We start from the raw sequence: 17,392 nt of genomic DNA on the forward strand, positions 1-17,392 counted from the left end.
CTAGATTAAGTATCTGAATGAGTAGATTGATGTGTAGTAGGTGGAGAAAATAGTATCTGCAAACGCTGCTTTAGTGATAACGACTTTTGGCTCACATCACGCCACATATCGCGCCATTCGCTAAAGGTCACCACTAACGGATTAAAGCTGTTTACGGGTTTAGTAATACCATATTGCACGGTTTCATTTTCTGGCTCGAAGGTACCAAACATTTTGTCCCAAATGATTAATACTCCCGCGTAGTTTTTATCAATGTATTGTGGGTTACGCCCATGATGAACGCGGTGGTGCGACGGCGTGTTAAAAATCCACTCTAACGGGCCTAAGGTTTTAATCGCCTGGGTGTGAACAAAAAACTGCAGGCCTAAATTGAGCAATACAGCAAACACCACCCAGTTGGGGTCAAAGCCTATCACCACCAAAGGTAGCCAAAATAGCCACATACCTGCAAGTGGATACATTAAGCTTTGCCTAAAAGCGGTAGTGAAATTCATGTTTTCTGAACTGTGATGCACCACGTGGGCTGCCCACATCCACCTAATGCGGTGACTGGCACGATGAAACCAGTAATAACAAAAGTCCTGCGCAATAATTAATATAGCAAAGGTTAATAATGTCATTTCTATATTAAACAAACGCCAACCAAAAAAGTGTAAATACACCTTTGCAATCAGTAAGCCAGCAATAATGTCAGCCACTTGATGCATAGCCGCCAAAGCAAAATTACATAACACTTCAGTTAGGCGATATTGAGCATTTGCCGGTAAACGCTTAGCGCGCACACCAAACCACCACTCCAACAAAATACAGCCAAAAAAGATTGGGGCTAAAACAAGCAACAGCCACTCAGGGTGGGCAATTAATAAATCCATATCCATATTCACAATCCATTTATTGTTATTTTTTATTATTTTTTATCATAAAGTTATATCGAATACGTTACATTGTAAGCTAATTACCATTTGGCAAAATGATCTTCAGTAAGCCCAAGCTGATTGTGTAGCCGATATTGATGACCATTATTATCACTGATTATCCCGCTAAAATAGCCGATATATTGCCTAAAGTTATTTTTTAGCCAAATCAAATTGAGTTTTTCACTGCGCTGATTAAGTGGCCTAAAATACAAATCTACCTGGCCATCATTAGTGGTGATATGCCACATATCTGGCTGTGAATACCGATTAAAATCAAAGTGTGCAGCACCCAATAAATGACGCTCACCATTTATCCACATGACGTTTTCAGTTTGACCAGTCTCATTAACCCCCGCAGCAAGGTTAAGCCCGATAACCCCAGCCTCAGTTTGCGCATTAATCGACGCCCAGCGCCAACTGGTTTCGCGACGCATAAAGCCTGCCGAAAAATCGTAACCGGCAAGCGCATATTGCAATGGTTGCGGTTCATGGTGAATCGTTAACTGCCCAGACACAGCTAAGCCATTATGTTTTTGGGTATAAGTCCAGCCGTTATAGCCGGTTGGAGTGCATACACATAGTGGCAAACTTAGGGGGGCGGGTTGTATCTGCAAATTGGCCTGAATATCCGCCAAATTCATTTCAACATGCCATTGACCATCGACAATCTCAATGGCGATGTTTTTTCGGTTGTTACCTATTGCCGCTCGACCTTTTTTAGGTGAATCGCTTAACCGACACCCAATCCCTAACGGGGTTAGCCACTGGGTCTGGCTGAGTTTGTTAGCTTTAATGTCATAAAGGTAACAAAAACCATTAGCAACATAGCGGATATCAGCAATGGCGAGCGCAACTATGTAACGAGGAGTGATAATGTTAACAAATTGAAATTGCTTAAAATCAACATATTTCGATAACCTAGATGCTGGCTTGTCCATCTCGTTGTAATAAGCAAACTGTTTTACATTGAGTGCATCAACAATACCATCAAACACACCAAAAACAGGTTGGCCATCTTGGGCGATCAGTTTTTGTGGTGCTAATTGCGAATGAACATGCTGCATTAGATTTCCTATCAAGGCATCAATTTAATCTCACTAAACTGAATGAATGACCACCACAAGTCAACTTTTAGGCCAACACAGAAACAAATGCTGTAGCAAGGTATTCCACATAAGAGCATTTGCAGCAACAAAACGCTATTACACTGGAATGCCAAACAATTTCTGGTATCCTTTAACTACCTTTTGTTAAATAATATTGTCTTATGAAATCATTCATTGCGGTTGTACTGTCATCTTTATTACTGTCGGCTTGCGCCAGTTATGAGCCCACTCAAATTGGCTTAAATCCAACGTTGGGCCAGGTTAAGTTGCAGACCGAATCTGACCTTCCAGTGTTAATTGAAACCATCGACACCCGTGAAGCAAGTTATGTTTTACGGATCACCGAAGACGATAAAACACCTCAGTTGATTGGCACAACAGAGCCAATGCGCCAACAACTCGATAACGTGTTTCGTAACGGTATGATAAGGGCGGGTTATGCAGTAGATCCTGCCGCGCGAAACTCTATTCAATTTCAATTAAACTATTTACTAGCAGACGTAACTGACACTACATTCAGCTTTGAATCTAATACACGCCTAGTGATTAATGTACTGGCAAAAAATGCTCAGCAACAATTTACCAAATCATACAGTGCTAATGGCTACCTCAAAGGCTCACTCAGCCCTGACTTTGCTACACTCGAATTAGATATAAACCAGTTGATAGACAAACTGACAACCGAAATTCTTAATGATGATGAGCTGCATCAGTTTATACAACGCTAACCTACACCCCATCGATTTAATTTAGTGCATTGCGGCATTCATATAATGCCGCTATAAGGACACCAGCATGTTTAAGTGGATCATCTCCAGTTTGTTACTTGTTATGAGTTTATCAACTTCTGCAGCCGTTGATATTCAAAAAGACACCCTTTACCCACAAGTCGAATTCGACACATCTATGGGTAAAATTGTGGTTGAATTAGACCGAACTCGCGCGCCGTTAACCATAGATAATTTTTTAACATATGTGGTTAAGGGTGAATATGACAATACGATTTTTCATCGGGTGATTGCGGAGTTTGTTGTTCAAGGTGGTGGATTAACCACTAAACTTGAAGAGCGCCCATCGATGGCGCCAATTGTTAATGAGTCAGGCAATGGCTTATCTAATGCCATGGGCACCATTGCAATGGCACGCGATAACGACCCACACTCAGCAACAAGACAATTTTACTTCAATGTGGGCGATAACAAAAAATTAGACCCATCAAAACGTCGTTGGGGCTACACCGTATTTGGTGAAGTCACCGAAGGGATGGATGTACTTGAAGCTATCTCAAAGGTTGAAACCGCTCATAACAGCACATTAAATTGGCCTGATGTGCCGGTTAACACTGTGCTACTGAAAAAAGCCACGTTATTACCTCGATAAAACACCCATGGCGCGCTTAATCAATAACACAGATTAAGTGCGTTATCGGCTCCATGTCTATTTTCTAAACACACGTTACATTTCTGCAAAATATTTTTATTGTTCCTCTCACGCAAAAAAAAGCCTAAACACTTAATTTAATTGCAGATAGCTTTAAATTTTAACATAAATTAATTTTGTCATATTTCCCTGTCATGACCCAAATTTGTGTCTATACTCTAATTTTAATCAATCTAATCGCTGTTTCATCGTGCATTCATGACCAAGGACATTCTTTATGACAGCAAATGATTTTATCGAAACCAAAGCACCACAACTCGCTTACTATGGTAAAGCTTTTTTAGATAACCAATTAGATTACAAAGAAATTCAACTTTACATGTGGGACGTGTTAGAAGAATGGCAATGTATCTCAGGTTCGCAGCAGGCCGAACAACCGAGCGACACAGAGAAAGTGTTTTGGCATTTGCTTTATTGCTTCGATCACTGGTCTGGCTGGGCCATCAAAGGTAACCAGTATCTTAGACAGCAAATACATGAGTGCTGTGATTACATCAATATCGGCGGCAATGTTCCTCAAAGCTGTATAGGCATAAGGCCTTAAGCATTGTTAACCTAGATTGAATAAACTGCATGAATGGCTTGAACCTAAACCCCTTGCAACATAAGCTAGAGCCATTCTCCTTTATCTAGTTGTCTTATGCTGGTTTTCTTTGCTCAAATCCGTGAAGCCTTGTCGGTTTATTACCACAAACGCGTATTCATTTTACTCTTGCTAGGTTTTTCTGCCGGCTTACCCCTTATGTTGGTATTTTCAACATTAAGTTTTTGGCTGCGAGAAGCGGGCGTTGATCGGGCCGCCATTGGGTATTTTAGCTGGATAGCCCTTACCTATGCCTTTAAATGGGCATGGTCTCCATTAGTTGACCGCATGTCGCTGCCTTTATTTACGCGTTTTTTTGGACGGCGTCGTGGCTGGATGCTGTTTGCACAGCTTTGCCTAGTGGCAGCTATTTTAGGCATGTCAATCAGCGACCCGCTGGTTAATCTAGAACGTCTAGCGTTATGCGCATTATTACTCGCCTTCGCCTCTGCAACACAAGATATTGTTATCGACGCATTTAGGATTGAATCAGCCCCTGAAAAAATGCAAGCGGCACTAGCTGCGGCTTATCAAGTGGGTTATCGCAGTGCAATGATTATTGCCACCGCAGGCGCATTAACCATAGCCGCCTGGGTATCTCCTGGCGACGACTCTTATAATTTAGCCGCCTGGCAAACCGCCTATTTTGTGATGGCATTGCTGATGGGAGTGGGTATTCTCACCACGCTTTTTAGTCAAGAACCACAAGTGGATACCAAACAAGCCGACGAAAAAGAGCGGTTATTACGAGCCGAATTTGCGGCTAAATACCCAAAAAAAATGGCCAACTCAATGGCGTGGCTTTATAGCGCCAGTGTTTTACCCTTTATTGATTTCTTTAAACGATATGGTAAAAGCGCCATTTTAATCTTGTTGCTTATTTCTTGTTATCGTATTTCAGATATCGTCATGGGTATTATGGCCAACGTGTTTTACGTTGACATGGGCTTTAATAAAGAAGAAATCGCATTTATTAGCAAAGTCTATGGCTTAATTATGACCCTGGTTGGCGCTGCCTTTGGTGGCGTATTATTGATGCGTTATGGCACCATGAAAATCCTATTTTTAGGCGCATTGTTGGTGGCTATCACTAACTTATTGTTTGCATGGCAAGCCTACATTGGTTACAACATCCCTTTTTTAACCTTTGCCATTTCGGTCGATAACTTCAGTGCGGGTATTGCTACTGCTGCATTCATTGCCTACTTGTCTAGCTTGACTAGCAGCGGCTACAGCGCGACACAATACGCGTTATTGTCATCAATTATGCTGCTGTTTCCAAAGTTTATTGCCGGATTTTCTGGCGTGTACGTGGATGCATTTGGCTATATCAACTTCTTTGTTGCGGCCAGTTTGATAGGCTTTCCTGTGTTGCTGTTAGTGGTATTAGTCAATCGATCACAAAAACCTTTGGTGGTTACCGATATATCAACGCCAAGCAATGAAATGGATGCGGAAAAACCGCCACTATAAAAATAACAAAGGTACTACACCGCAACAATTTCTGTATCCTAAAATACAAAAAAGCCGATAAGGTTTCCCTATCGGCTTTTTATTTGGGTATTCAACGTTAACGCACAAGTGGCGTTAAGCGTTAGTCTTTAAAGTTATCAAACTGAAAAGGCTGGCCTAAGTCTGACTCTCTGGCCAATCTCATTACCGCTTGTAAATCATCACGTTTTTTACCTGTAACGCGAACTTTGTCGCCTTGAATAGCTGACTGAACTTTTAACTTACTGTCTTTAATTGCTTTAACCAGCTTTTTAGCCACTAAGGCATCGATCCCTTGCTTAAAGCTCACTTTTAAACTGAAGGTTTTACCGCTGTGTATCGCTTTGTCGTCAACCTCCATTGCAGATGGATCAACATTACGCTTACTCAGTTGCATGCGCAATATGTCAACGAGCTGCTTACAAATGAAGTCATCTTCCGCTTTTAAAGTCACTACATTGTCTTTCAGGTCAATATCAATCTCTTTGCCACGCAAATCAAATCGACTAGACACTTCACGACGGGAATTCTCTACCGCGTTGCGTAGCTCTTCTTCATTAATTTCTGACACAATATCCATAGATGGCATGTTGCTTTCCTCTTCGATACATCACGGGCTATTCACCCAAGCGCTATTCGTTTGAACCTATTTTACACTAGGTAGGATTATCGGCATAGTGAAGCAGTCGCTTCGCGCGTCTCTCAACTGAAAACTGCTACAAAGAATTACTTGATGAACAAAAAATCACTAAATGGGTGTTTTTGCTAAAATTGTATCTACAACGCCTATAATCATTGAAAAACTGTCATATCTATTCGCCATTCTTAAGACTGAAAAACAGCGCTTTAGAACAATTATCAACTCCATTAGAGGTTTATTCGTGACAATATCAAGCAGGTTTCTTATTATTAAGCATATTCTGATTTCACAAGGCTGATGTAACGCTCGTGATCACTTACAAAAACATGTTTAAACTTGCGTTAGTTGTCGCCGTGATTGTGACTAGCTATTTAGTTTTTTCAAAACCCAATTATCCACAATCCTTTTCACATATGGATAAAGTGGGTCATCTAGGCAGTTTTTTCGCGCTGTCTTATCTTGCTCATTATGCCTTTAAACCCAAATGGTATTATCTATGCGCCGCGCTGGCCACTTATGCTCTTTTAATTGAACTGGTTCAATCACGTCTACCTTATCGCAGCGCCTCTGTTGGCGATGTTGCGGCAGATCTTGGTGGCATAGCATTATTTTATCTGCTTCATTTTTCGATACTGCAATATCGAAAATTAAGACATAAACCTTAATTACGCATTACAATAAGGCCAGAAACGATGGTACATACAACAGCTCCCGCCTGTTCACCCAATATTGCAATATTAGGCGCCGGCGCTATTGGCCAATTGATGTATCATCAGCTGTGTCATACCAGCCCAAATCAACCGAGTCATGACGTCGTCTTAATTAGCCGCCAATCTCACACCCAGCTGCAGCCACTTAGGTTTACCGATATTAAAGGCCAGATCCATAATACTGATGCAGTGCTATTAGGCACCAAAGATCCTCGCCTTAATGAAGTCAAATTATTACTCGTGTGTGTTAAGGCTTATCAAGTTGAAGAAGCGCTTATACCACTGTTAAGTAAGTTATCACCTCAATGCCATATTATCTTGCTACATAATGGTTTAGGTCCTCACATTGCTGTGTCTACTGCCCTTAGACCATACCCAGAGCAAGGGTTAACTCTTGGTACAACATCTTTGGCCGCATTAGCAATAAATCAGTGGCATATTAAACATACAGGCGTTGGTGTAACGCAACTTGGCCATTACTGTGGGCATCCATTAGCAAATCATTTACACGCGCGCATTCAGGCAATAGCGAGCCAGGAGCAACCAGTTGAATGGCATCAGCCGGTATTAGCGGTGTTATGGCAAAAGCTGGCAGTAAACGCGGTCATTAATCCATTAACCGCATTACATCAATGCGCCAATGGTCAATTAGCTGATGATGAGTATCGAGAGCAAATAACGCTAATTATCAATGAGCTTGTCGCTGTCGCTCAATGCGATGGTATTGAGTTAGATCCAACCTTACTCACTGAACGAGTGTATAAGGTCATTGCGCTAACATCGGCTAACTTTTCGTCTATGTATCAAGATGTCACTCATCATAGAACAACTGAAATAGACTATATTAACGGCTATATTTGCCAACGCGCTCAACATCACAAACTTAATGTTCCAGTAAATCAATGTCTTGCTACTAAAGTTGCCTCACTGAGTTAACCCAATTAATTCCACATCACTAATATGGCTGCCAAGGCGATTAGCACTAGACCAGCAACATCGTTTATTTTTACTTTATCTTTAAGCCACAACGCGGCAATCATTAACGTAAAAAACACTTCAATCTGGCCAAGAGTTTTAACATAAGGCACAGCTTGCAAAGACATTGCACTGAACCATCCTATTGACCCAATGCAACTGGTAATACTGATTGATAAAGTGAGCTTTGGTCGTTGCCATAAGGCTGTTAATGTTGATTTGTCTTTTGCCAGTAAATAAGCAATGAGTACCATAGTTTGAATGCTAATCACCCACAGCAATACCCATGCAGCCCGATGAGTAAAAGGGCCTTCTAGCGTTAAACTGGCCTCGCGCACCCATAAAGATGTTAACGCAAAGGCAGTACCACAAGCCAAACCTAGCAAGACGGTGTTAATCGATAACTGTTTAAACCCTTGCTTACTGCTTAACAACATCACTGCAATGCCGCCAACAAGAACACCTATCCAACCTAATAATGACAGCTGCGTACCGAAAAAAAACACGCCTAAAATGGCGGCGACCAACGCCTCACTTTTTGCCAGCCCTGCCCCAATAGCAAAATTCTGCATTTTGAATAACTTAACCATTAAGCCTGTCGCCAATATTTGCATGGTTGACGCACCAATGACAAATCCCCAAAATGAGGAGCTAAAGTCAGGTAAAGCTGTCGGTTGATATTGATATAAACTGAATAAATACAGCGTCGCAATTGGGCCTGCCCAAATAAATCGCGCCAAGGTTACCCCAGCAACGCTAACCTCTTTACTCAGTTTACTCTGAAACGCATTGCGCCAAGCCTGCATAAATGCCGCGAGGAAGGTAAATAAAATCCACATCGTTAATTCCAAAAAGAAAAAGCCCTGACGTTGTAACAAGTCAGGGCTTATACAAGGGGCAACTAGATTACTGTTTACCGTGGATAAAAGACACTCATTGTGTGTCAAATTGATTAAAAATCAACTTACCCTAATTCAGAATCTAAAAACCTAGTTATTTACTGGTATCAATAAACTCAAATGATTTAACGAGTTCATCCACCGCTTTCATCTGAGTTAAATACTGTTCGAGCAAATGCAACGGCAAAGCACAAGGGCCATCACATTTGGCGTTATCTGGGTCTGGATGCGCTTCAATAAACAAGCCTGCTAAACCTAAGGCCATACCACTACGAGCAAGTTCTGTGGCTTGAGCACGACGACCACCAGCAGAGTCAGCTCGCCCACCTGGGCGCTGTAGTGCGTGAGTGGCATCAAAAATCACCGGATAACCGGTTTGTTTCATTTCATCCATACCAAGCATGTCAACCACAAGGTTGTTGTAACCAAAACTACTACCACGCTCACACAAAATAATCTTGTCGTTTCCGGCTTCATTAAATTTGGTGATGATATGACGCATTTCATGGGGCGCTAAAAACTGTGGCTTTTTCACGTTGATCACTGCGCCCGTTTTCGCCATCGCTACTACTAAATCGGTTTGACGAGCTAAAAACGCTGGCAACTGAATCACATCAACAACTTCTGCAACGGGTGCGCATTGATGCGTTTCATGTACGTCAGTAATTAATGGCACATTGAAGGTTGATTTAATTTCTTCAAAAATGCGTAACCCTTCTTCCATACCAGGGCCACGATAAGAATTAACCGACGAACGGTTTGCCTTATCAAATGAGGCCTTAAATACGTAAGGAATACCCAATTTTTGGGTTACTTCCACATAGTGCTCTGCAATAGACATGGCTAGATCGCGAGACTCAAGTACGTTCATGCCACCAAACAGAACGAATGGCTGGTCATTGGCAACCTTGATATTGTTAGCTAATTGAATAATTTTTTGATCCATTGGAACCTCTTTGCGCATTAACCTGCGACAACTTGTAATAACTGACCACATAGCCATGCCATGTAGGTACCTAATGCATAACCGAATACGGCCAATAACACCCCAACTGGCGCAAGGGCTGGGTGGAACGCTGCTGCAACAACAGGAGCGGAAGCCGCGCCCCCCACGTTAGCTTGACTGCCCACCGCCATATAAAACAACGGCGCTTTAATCAGTTTAGCCACAAATAGCATCAAGCCTGCATGTACAATCATCCACACAATGCCCACAAGGAAATAAATCGGTGTGTCCATTATTTTCGATACATCCATGTGCAAACCAATAGTGGCAACTAAAATGTATAAAAATGCCGACGCAATTTTAGAGGCTCCAGCGGCCTCAAGATGGCGAATAGGGCTAAACGAAAGGCCTAAACCGACTGTAGTTACAATCACCACTAACCAGAAAAATTTAGAGGTTAAGCTGTAATCTTCTGTCCAGGGATAATTAGCTTCAAAAAACGGCCCTAAGAAATCGGCAGCAAAATGGGCAAAACCTGTTACACCAAAACCAACGGCCACAATCATCATAATGTCGCGAAGTGACGGGATCCGCGAGTTTTCAGCGTGGTATTTTTCAACTTTTTGTTTAAGCGATTCAATTGCACTGGTGTCAGCACCGGTTTTGGCATCGATCTCTTTGGCTTTAGAAGCCATAAATAGCAACACCGCCATCCAAATGTTGGCCACAATCACATCGACTGTCACCATTACCGAGAAAATCTCACCACCAACCTCATAAATCTCTTTCATTGCGGCCTGGTTTGCACCGCCGCCAATCCAACTGCCTGCAAGAGTTGTCATACCGCGCCAAACGGCATCAGGGCCATTATTGCCAACCAAGCTTGGATCAATCATAGACACAAGTAACAAGGCAATAGGGCCACCAATTACAATACCTAATGTGCCGGTTAAAAACATGATTACCGCTTTAGGGCCTAGGCCTAAAATAGCTTTTAAATCGACACTTAAAATGAGCAATACCAAACAGGCTGGAAGCAAATAACGTGATGCAACAAAGTATAACTGTGATGCATGGCCATCAATAACGCCAAAGGTGTTAAGCAATGAAGGCAAGAAATAACATAACAGCAATGCAGGAATATATTTATAAAACTTTTGCCAAAATGGATGTGGCGACGAGCTGGTGTAAAACACAAACCCTAAAATAACGGCGAGTAAACCCAGTGCGGTGGCATCATTGCTCACCATAGCTGACGTGGTCATGCAGTATTCTCCCTTGCAAATGCAGTATTTATAATAGTTATAGGTACTTACTTTAACTGGCTTTTAAAAGCCTATTATTATGTTACGCTGCTTTACATACGTAAAACAGCGTGCGCCTAACTTAATGGTAAACCTGAGTATGTTGACTCAATTCTTTTAATTGAATCTTAACCAGTTCGATTACCGGATCATGTGGGCTTAAATCTATAAAATGTTGTAAATCAGACATCGCCACTTTAATACAGCCTAATTGCTGGGCAATAAAAGCGCGCTCACGATTGAGGTGAACATCATCAGGATGCCACTGCAATAATAAGTTACAACACTCCATTGCTGACTCAAACTTTTGATTAACAATACAACCTGCTTTTAACTCATGCAGCATTCGGCTAATCAAACGTTTTAAGGTAGCAGGTTTTAAATGGCTTGGTTTTAATTTAGCGGCATTACCCATTTCGCCACGCACTAACGCGTGCAGTTGGTGACGACTGAGCTCTTTACCGGTCAATGGATCATGGTATTTAACCACGTCATTAACCTGACTTTTGAGCACAGTATTGCCCGGAAGCAAGATAGCCTCAAGCGTTAAATCAAGTTGCTTTGCCAACAAAATCAGCAGTATAGACAAAGTCGTGCTGTTACCCTGGCGTTTAAGCACGCAATAACTTAAATCTGCGGCCTCAATACTAAAGTAGTTGTCACGAGCGCAAAAACCTAAGTCGTTGTAAAACCATTTAAATAAGCCTTGCAAACGCGATTGCTGGTCAACAACATAATGACTAAGCACAGCCCCGGCCATTTCATACCAAGCCCACATAGCAGGTTTAGATGCCGAAAAACCAAGGTGTTCAGAAAGTTCAAATGCAGTTTCTGGAATAGAAACTGCATCGTTGAGAAGATATTTTGCCATTAAACCCAATTAACCCATTAATACGACTTGTTTAAAATGAGCCAGCTTGGCCGCGAGCACTACCCAACCAATTGCACCGATAAACGCAAAAAACTTAAACAGTTTATTTCGGTTTGATTTAAGCGCCATAATCCCTAATGCAATGTAAGCCACCACACAGATGATTTTTTCGGTCATCCACGGGTCGACAAACGGATACTGTTTGATCATAAAGCAAAGCGTAAAGCCTGACAGTAGTAAAAAAGTATCAATGACATGCGGTGCCACTTTAACAAACTTTTTCTCCATGATTGGAGACTGACGTAAATGCAGCACAAAACGCACAACAAAAAAGGTCACACTTAATGCGACTAACAGCATGTGAGAGTGCTTTACTGCTGGATATAAACTGTAAAATGTTTCCATTGCTAAGTCTCTTAAGATAATAAATAAAATGGCGGCTAGTGTACTAGAACAGCTTTACGTATACCAATATCATGGTCTGTAAAAATATTCAGGGGAGTTGGCCGCGATGTGTAATTAGATAATCAATCGATCCATTGGCCTAAGGTACAACGGTCGTTACTACCAAAATCACGCACAGTAGCAACGTTTTGATAACCGAGTTCAATGAGTTTTTCACGCACTTTGATGGCTTGTTCATAACCATGTTCAAGCAACAGGTACCCACCAGCTAGCAAATGTGAACGCGCGGTATCGGCAATGTGAAATAAATCGGCGTAACCTTCGTCTGCTGCGGTTAAGGCGCTTTGTGGCTCAAAACGCACGTCCCCCATATTCAAATGCTCGTCAGCTTCATCGATATAAGGTGGATTAGAAACGATTAAGTCAAAGTCACGATGTTCAACGGCTGAAAACCAATTAGATTGAATAATTTCAACATCAGGTAGGTTCAAATTAGCACGATTTGCTTTAGCTAATTCAACTGCACCTGGCACATTATCAATGGCAGTAATACGCCACTTTGGACGCTCAGACGCCAGAGACAAGGCGATTGCGCCTGTGCCAGTACCTAAATCTAATACCTTAGCATTATGACGTAAGGTTAAATTCAGCGCCGTTTCAACCAAAATTTCAGTGTCGGGTCTTGGGATCAGTGTCGAATCATTAACAATAAAAGGGAGTGACCAGAATTCTCGCTCGCCAATGATATGTGCAACTGGCAAACCTGATTGGCGTTTAGCCACCATCTGGCTAAACGCTTTAAACTGATCTGTTGTGAGCTGCCGTTCAGGCCAAGTATATAAAAAGCTGCGGTTTTTATTCAAACAATGCAATAGCAACACCTCAGCATCTACGTGAGCAGATTCTGAAGTAGCCGCTAATTGTGAATAAGCCCATTGCAGGGCTTCAGCGATAGTTGAATACGAAGACTGAGACAAGTTCACTCCTTATTCGTCTGCAAGGGCTGCAAGCATATCAGCCTGATGTTCTTGCATGATGGGGTCAAGCAACGCATTTAAGTCACCTTCCATCACTTCATTTAAGCGATATAAGGTTAAGTTAATGCGATGATCGCTTACGCGCCCTTGTGGGTAGTTATACGTTCTGATGCGCTCAGAACGATCACCACTGGCAACCAGACTACGACGAGTCGACTCTTCGGCGCTACGGCGTTTTTCATCTTCAACAGCTTGAATTCGAGCTGCCAATACACTCATGGCTTGGGCACGGTTTTTATGCTGCGAACGTTGATCCTGACATTCAACAATAATGCCCGACGGAATATGGGTAATACGAATGGCAGAGTCGGTTTTGTTAACGTGCTGACCGCCCGCGCCTGATGCACGGAAAGTATCCACTTTAAGATCGGCAGGGTTAATCGAAATCGCTTCAGCTTCAGGGACTTCGTGCAGTACCACTACAGTACAAGCAGATGTGTGCACACGGCCTTGAGATTCGGTTTCAGGGACTCGTTGCACCCGGTGTCCGCCTGATTCAAATTTTAGTTTACCGTAGGCACCTTCGCCACTCACCTTGACAATGATTTCTTTAAAACCGCCATGCTCGCCTTCATTGAGGTTCATGACTTCCATTTGCCAACGGTTAGCTTCACAGTAGCGTGAATACATACGGTATAAGTCGCCAGCAAAAATCGCTGCTTCATCACCACCTGCACCAGCACGGATCTCAAGAAACGCGTTAGTGTCGTCGTTTGGATCTGTTGGCAATAACAAAATTTGTAATTCGGCTTCTAGCCTTTCAAGGATCTGCTTTGACTGCTTATACTCTTCTTGCGCCATTTCGCGCATGTCAGCATCGTCTTCTTCAAGCATTTCTTTGGCATATTCGAAGTCTTTTTGCGCTTGTTGAAATGCCTTAAAACTACTGACAACATCTTCAAGCTGTGAGTATTCTTTTGATAATGCACGGAAGCGGTCTTGATCCGCAATCACGCTAGCATCACTTAGTAATGCCAATACTTCTTCATTACGCTCAAGCAAGCCTTCTAGCTTGCGGATAACGGATTCTTTCATTTAGCTCGCTAACCTTAGTTTTTATCTAAACCAAGCGCAGTTCTTAATAAGCCCAACGTATTCAAATCGCCTTGACGACTGGCTGAGGTTAGCGATTGCGTAGGGGCGTGAATTAAGCGATTCGTTAGCCTATTTGCTAATTCGACTATCACTTGCTCACTGTCACCGCCCTGAGACAACTTGTTCAAGGCTCGCTCAACTAACTCATCTTTTATCGCCAAGCTCTGGCTGCGATATTCGCGAATACTGTCGACTGACTCTAAAGACCGGATCCACTCCATAAATAAGTGCGATTGTTCTTCAGTAATTAATTCTGCTTGCTCGGCGGCTTCCTTACGTGAAGCCATGTTCTGTTCAATAATGCTATGCAGATCGTCGACAGTATAAAGGAATGCGTCGTCTAACTCACCGACTTCTGCTTCAATATCTCTCGGAACTGCAATATCAACTAACAACATCGGTTGATGACGACGTTGTTTTAATGCTTTTTCAACCATTCCTTTACCTAAAATAGGTAAAGGACTTGCTGTAGAGGATATCACGATATCGGCTTTTGCGAGAAAGTCTGGTATTTGTTGTAAAGTAATTGCAGTGGCATTGAACTCTTCGCACATGGCTTGAGCACGCTCAATGGTTCGGTTTGCCACCACCATTGACGCGACGCCATTATCTTTTAAATGTTTCGCAACAAGCTCAATTGTTTCACCGGCACCAATTAACAACACTTTGGTTGTGCTTAACGACGAGAAAATATGTTTAGCCATGCTCACCGCAGCAAAAGCCACTGATACGGCTGCTGCACCAATTTCAGTATCTGTGCGAACTTTTTTGGCCACTGAAAACGTATTTTGAAACAGGCGATCTATTGTTGCGGCTGTGGTACCCGCCTCTTTGGCTTTAACAAATGCTTGCTTTACTTGCCCTAAGATCTGCGGCTCACCTAACACTAACGAATCAAGCCCTGAAGCTACACGCATTAAATGTTTAACCGCTACTTGTTCTTCATAGGCATAAATACACGGCATTAAATCATCATGATTGAGTTGATGATAATCTTCTAGCCACTCTATAATGTCTTGTTTTTCAGCATTATTACAGTAAAGTTCAGTGCGGTTACAGGTAGACACAATAACAGCCTCACCCGTGCGAGTGCGACTCGCCAAGCTTTTCATGGCGTCATGAATGCGGTCTGGAGAGAAAGCGACTTTTTCACGCAAATCTACCGTGGCGGTTTTATGGTTTATCCCGATTGCTACTAGGCTCATTTGACTGTATCAAGTTCTTTTCGGTAACGTTAATTAGGCTATTCTACTGAATTGAACCAACTAAAAACACAATTGGCTTAACAAAACCGAATAAATGTCTAAATTTTTATTTCTTAGATATAAAGCAATTATCTTATGGGTTAGATTAAAATCACATTAATTTTAGAAAAGCATTTTTACATCATAGCTTAAGCCCAGTATCATTAAGCCATCTTAAGCAACCGCTAGGCAAGCCATTGCGTTTATCCATATCCGCGTTACACACATCTGTTATTGTCATCCTGTTTTTGCTATCAGGTTGTACTATTACTCCGTCAGAGCAAATGACCCCTATAGATGTGAGCCAAGCTTCGCAAGCCAAAGCTTGGGAACTTCAAGGTAAAATTGCCGTTAAAACCGCAGAAGAAAAATTCAGTACCAATTTATATTGGTTACACCAACCAACTGCTAATGATTTACGCCTAACCACAGTATTAGGCACCACTGTGCTGGTATTAACCACCACAGAAGGCATGGCCACACTCGAAGTTGACGGAAAAACTTACCATGACAGAAATGCCCAAGAACTATTAACCGGTATTAGTGGCTGGTCCATTCCGTTAGACAACTTACCATTGTGGATTACAGGCCAAACGAGTAGCAAAGATGAGGTTGTAAGCTACAATTCTGATGGCACCATTAAACAACTTATTAGCAATGATCCACAAGCAGATTGGCATGTTACGTTTATGAGTTGGCAACAACAAAGTGGTGCCCCAGTACCTAAGCTATTAAAAATTGAACGTGATGATGTGCAAATAAAGATCCAAACAAACCAATGGACAGCGGTAAAGATCAACACCAAATAAGCACACGGTAAATTGATCTATCAACAAGGTAGTGAAAACATGAAATCAGCCAGCTCACTTAAATCAGTTGCCTCTAAAAGTTGGCCTGCGCCAGCAAAGCTTAATCTTTTTTTACACATCACAGGTCAACGGCCTGATGGCTACCACGAATTACAAACACTTTTTCAGTTTATTGACCATTGTGATTACCTGGACTTCCATGTAACAGAATCGGCCGATTTGGTGTTACATTCAAATCTTGGCGATTCTGTCGCTGACAGAGATAACTTAATTCTTAAAGCCGCAAAATCACTAAAACGTTACACCCAATATAAAGGTGGAGCGCATATTTGGTTAAATAAATTACTCCCTATGGGTGGAGGATTAGGTGGAGGTTCGTCTGATGCCGCCACCACATTAGTGGCGTTAAATGCGCTTTGGAATACCAATGTTTCTCGATCAAAACTTGCAGAAATAGGCTTGGCATTAGGTGCGGATGTACCTGTTTTTATTAATGGTTTATCAGCCTTTGCTGAGGGAGTGGGCGAACAACTTATTAACGTTCAACCTGCCGAGCCTTGGTACCTTGTCATTGTACCTAAAGTACATGTATCGACTAAAGAGATATTCCAAGATCCTGATCTGCCACGTAACACACCAAAATTAGACATGAGCAGTTTATTGACACAAAAATGGACTAATGATTGTCAGAAACTCGTCACAACTAAGTACCCTCAAGTTGCCAATGCCTTAAGCTGGCTGGTAGAATATGCGCCGTCAAGAATGACCGGAACTGGCGCATGCGTGTTCGGGGAATTTACACATTCGCAGCAGGCCCTAGATGCTTTAGCCGAATTACCGGCCGATATGCAAGGCTTTGTCGCAAAAGGGATGAACAAGTCACCGTTACTGACGCGGCTTGAGCAACTCTAACAACATAT

Annotated in this window: 19 protein-coding genes; 8 read left to right on the top strand and 11 right to left on the bottom strand. The window is 42.2% G+C overall.

Annotated elements, in window-relative coordinates; genetic code table 11:
- Positions 1–5: 5 nt before the first annotated feature.
- Both K8B83_RS19300 and K8B83_RS19305 read right to left on the bottom strand, forming a co-directional pair.
- A complete protein-coding gene (locus tag K8B83_RS19300) occupies positions 6–878 on the bottom strand; it encodes a sterol desaturase family protein (protein WP_188739427.1) in 873 nt (290 codons plus the stop codon).
- A 77-nt stretch (positions 879–955) separates the two neighbouring features.
- Positions 956–1,981 carry a DUF2804 domain-containing protein gene (locus K8B83_RS19305; RefSeq protein ID WP_188739426.1) on the bottom strand — a complete coding sequence of 342 codons (1,026 nt, stop codon included), beginning with the start codon at positions 1,979–1,981 and terminating at the stop codon, positions 956–958.
- A gap of 203 nt (positions 1,982–2,184) precedes the next feature.
- Here K8B83_RS19305 and K8B83_RS19310 point away from each other — a divergent pair, with 203 nt between their 5' ends.
- From K8B83_RS19310 to K8B83_RS19325, 4 genes are all read left to right on the top strand, one after another.
- Complete coding sequence (locus K8B83_RS19310) at positions 2,185–2,751, top strand: YajG family lipoprotein (protein WP_188739425.1); 567 nt, start codon at positions 2,185–2,187, stop codon at positions 2,749–2,751.
- Between the two features lie 67 nt (positions 2,752–2,818).
- Complete coding sequence (locus K8B83_RS19315; RefSeq protein WP_188739424.1) at positions 2,819–3,403, top strand: peptidylprolyl isomerase; 585 nt, start codon at positions 2,819–2,821, stop codon at positions 3,401–3,403.
- Between the two features lie 277 nt (positions 3,404–3,680).
- Positions 3,681–4,007, top strand: a complete 327-nt coding sequence (locus K8B83_RS19320) for a hypothetical protein (RefSeq protein ID WP_188739423.1) — start codon at positions 3,681–3,683, stop codon at positions 4,005–4,007.
- A gap of 96 nt (positions 4,008–4,103) precedes the next feature.
- A complete protein-coding gene (locus K8B83_RS19325; RefSeq protein ID WP_223418742.1) occupies positions 4,104–5,519 on the top strand; it encodes an AmpG family muropeptide MFS transporter in 1,416 nt (471 codons plus the stop codon).
- A 121-nt stretch (positions 5,520–5,640) separates the two neighbouring features.
- Here the strand turns inward: K8B83_RS19325 and K8B83_RS19330 are convergent, their stop codons facing one another.
- Positions 5,641–6,126, bottom strand: coding sequence for a YajQ family cyclic di-GMP-binding protein (locus K8B83_RS19330; RefSeq protein ID WP_188739422.1), 486 nt, complete (start codon positions 6,124–6,126; stop codon positions 5,641–5,643).
- A 359-nt stretch (positions 6,127–6,485) separates the two neighbouring features.
- Here K8B83_RS19330 and K8B83_RS19335 point away from each other — a divergent pair, with 359 nt between their 5' ends.
- Both K8B83_RS19335 and K8B83_RS19340 read left to right on the top strand, forming a co-directional pair.
- The gene (locus K8B83_RS19335) at positions 6,486–6,842 is read left to right on the top strand and encodes a VanZ family protein (protein ID WP_188739421.1); all 357 of its coding nucleotides are present in this window, start codon (positions 6,486–6,488) and stop codon (positions 6,840–6,842) included.
- A 27-nt stretch (positions 6,843–6,869) separates the two neighbouring features.
- Entirely contained in the window at positions 6,870–7,823 is a 954-nt protein-coding gene (locus tag K8B83_RS19340) for a ketopantoate reductase family protein (RefSeq protein WP_188739420.1), read from the top strand.
- Between the two features lie 5 nt (positions 7,824–7,828).
- Here the strand turns inward: K8B83_RS19340 and K8B83_RS19345 are convergent, their stop codons facing one another.
- From K8B83_RS19345 to hemA, 8 genes are all read right to left on the bottom strand, one after another.
- Entirely contained in the window at positions 7,829–8,701 is an 873-nt protein-coding gene (locus K8B83_RS19345; protein ID WP_188739419.1) for a DMT family transporter, read from the bottom strand.
- Between the two features lie 154 nt (positions 8,702–8,855).
- A complete protein-coding gene (gene kdsA, locus K8B83_RS19350) occupies positions 8,856–9,707 on the bottom strand; it encodes a 3-deoxy-8-phosphooctulonate synthase (RefSeq protein ID WP_188739418.1) in 852 nt (283 codons plus the stop codon).
- Positions 9,708–9,724: 17 nt separating this feature from the next.
- Positions 9,725–10,972 (bottom strand): DUF819 family protein, encoded by a 1,248-nt coding sequence (locus tag K8B83_RS19355; protein WP_188739417.1) that lies wholly within the window; start codon positions 10,970–10,972, stop codon positions 9,725–9,727.
- A gap of 121 nt (positions 10,973–11,093) precedes the next feature.
- Positions 11,094–11,882: a transglutaminase family protein gene (locus K8B83_RS19360; RefSeq protein WP_188739416.1), complete on the bottom strand. Its 789-nt coding sequence runs from the start codon at positions 11,880–11,882 to the stop codon at positions 11,094–11,096.
- Positions 11,883–11,891: 9 nt separating this feature from the next.
- The gene (locus K8B83_RS19365) at positions 11,892–12,287 is read right to left on the bottom strand and encodes a SirB2 family protein (protein ID WP_188739415.1); all 396 of its coding nucleotides are present in this window, start codon (positions 12,285–12,287) and stop codon (positions 11,892–11,894) included.
- 122 nt (positions 12,288–12,409) lie between these two features.
- A complete protein-coding gene (gene prmC / locus K8B83_RS19370; RefSeq protein WP_188739414.1) occupies positions 12,410–13,264 on the bottom strand; it encodes a peptide chain release factor N(5)-glutamine methyltransferase in 855 nt (284 codons plus the stop codon).
- A 9-nt stretch (positions 13,265–13,273) separates the two neighbouring features.
- Positions 13,274–14,359, bottom strand: a complete 1,086-nt coding sequence (gene prfA / locus K8B83_RS19375) for a peptide chain release factor 1 (protein ID WP_188739413.1) — start codon at positions 14,357–14,359, stop codon at positions 13,274–13,276.
- A 14-nt stretch (positions 14,360–14,373) separates the two neighbouring features.
- Positions 14,374–15,624, bottom strand: a complete 1,251-nt coding sequence (gene hemA, locus K8B83_RS19380; RefSeq protein WP_188739412.1) for a glutamyl-tRNA reductase — start codon at positions 15,622–15,624, stop codon at positions 14,374–14,376.
- Positions 15,625–15,860: 236 nt separating this feature from the next.
- Between hemA and lolB the strand changes: the two genes are divergently transcribed.
- Both lolB and ispE read left to right on the top strand, forming a co-directional pair.
- A complete protein-coding gene (gene lolB / locus K8B83_RS19385; RefSeq protein WP_223418744.1) occupies positions 15,861–16,472 on the top strand; it encodes a lipoprotein insertase outer membrane protein LolB in 612 nt (203 codons plus the stop codon).
- A gap of 39 nt (positions 16,473–16,511) precedes the next feature.
- A complete protein-coding gene (gene ispE, locus K8B83_RS19390; protein WP_188739411.1) occupies positions 16,512–17,384 on the top strand; it encodes a 4-(cytidine 5'-diphospho)-2-C-methyl-D-erythritol kinase in 873 nt (290 codons plus the stop codon).
- Positions 17,385–17,392: the final 8 nt, after the last annotated feature.

Source organism: Shewanella inventionis (assembly GCF_019931735.1).
GTDB lineage: Bacteria > Pseudomonadota > Gammaproteobacteria > Enterobacterales > Shewanellaceae > Shewanella > Shewanella inventionis.

What these genes read in the sequence shown, in the direction of transcription:
- kdsA (WP_188739418.1), bottom strand. Translation starts at nt 9,707, where the DNA reads ATGGATCAAAAAATTATTCAATTAGCTAACAATATCAAGGTTGCCAAT.
- K8B83_RS19340 (WP_188739420.1), top strand. Translation starts at nt 6,870, where the DNA reads ATGGTACATACAACAGCTCCCGCCTGTTCACCCAATATTGCAATATTA.
- K8B83_RS19345 (WP_188739419.1), bottom strand. Translation starts at nt 8,701, where the DNA reads ATGTGGATTTTATTTACCTTCCTCGCGGCATTTATGCAGGCTTGGCGC.
- prfA (WP_188739413.1), bottom strand. Translation starts at nt 14,359, where the DNA reads ATGAAAGAATCCGTTATCCGCAAGCTAGAAGGCTTGCTTGAGCGTAAT.
- hemA (WP_188739412.1), bottom strand. Translation starts at nt 15,624, where the DNA reads ATGAGCCTAGTAGCAATCGGGATAAACCATAAAACCGCCACGGTAGAT.
- K8B83_RS19325 (WP_223418742.1), top strand. Translation starts at nt 4,104, where the DNA reads ATGCTGGTTTTCTTTGCTCAAATCCGTGAAGCCTTGTCGGTTTATTAC.
- K8B83_RS19305 (WP_188739426.1), bottom strand. Translation starts at nt 1,981, where the DNA reads ATGCAGCATGTTCATTCGCAATTAGCACCACAAAAACTGATCGCCCAA.
- K8B83_RS19330 (WP_188739422.1), bottom strand. Translation starts at nt 6,126, where the DNA reads ATGCCATCTATGGATATTGTGTCAGAAATTAATGAAGAAGAGCTACGC.
- K8B83_RS19320 (WP_188739423.1), top strand. Translation starts at nt 3,681, where the DNA reads ATGACAGCAAATGATTTTATCGAAACCAAAGCACCACAACTCGCTTAC.
- K8B83_RS19355 (WP_188739417.1), bottom strand. Translation starts at nt 10,972, where the DNA reads ATGACCACGTCAGCTATGGTGAGCAATGATGCCACCGCACTGGGTTTA.
- K8B83_RS19365 (WP_188739415.1), bottom strand. Translation starts at nt 12,287, where the DNA reads ATGGAAACATTTTACAGTTTATATCCAGCAGTAAAGCACTCTCACATG.
- ispE (WP_188739411.1), top strand. Translation starts at nt 16,512, where the DNA reads ATGAAATCAGCCAGCTCACTTAAATCAGTTGCCTCTAAAAGTTGGCCT.
- K8B83_RS19315 (WP_188739424.1), top strand. Translation starts at nt 2,819, where the DNA reads ATGTTTAAGTGGATCATCTCCAGTTTGTTACTTGTTATGAGTTTATCA.
- K8B83_RS19310 (WP_188739425.1), top strand. Translation starts at nt 2,185, where the DNA reads ATGAAATCATTCATTGCGGTTGTACTGTCATCTTTATTACTGTCGGCT.
- K8B83_RS19300 (WP_188739427.1), bottom strand. Translation starts at nt 878, where the DNA reads ATGGATATGGATTTATTAATTGCCCACCCTGAGTGGCTGTTGCTTGTT.
- K8B83_RS19360 (WP_188739416.1), bottom strand. Translation starts at nt 11,882, where the DNA reads ATGGCAAAATATCTTCTCAACGATGCAGTTTCTATTCCAGAAACTGCA.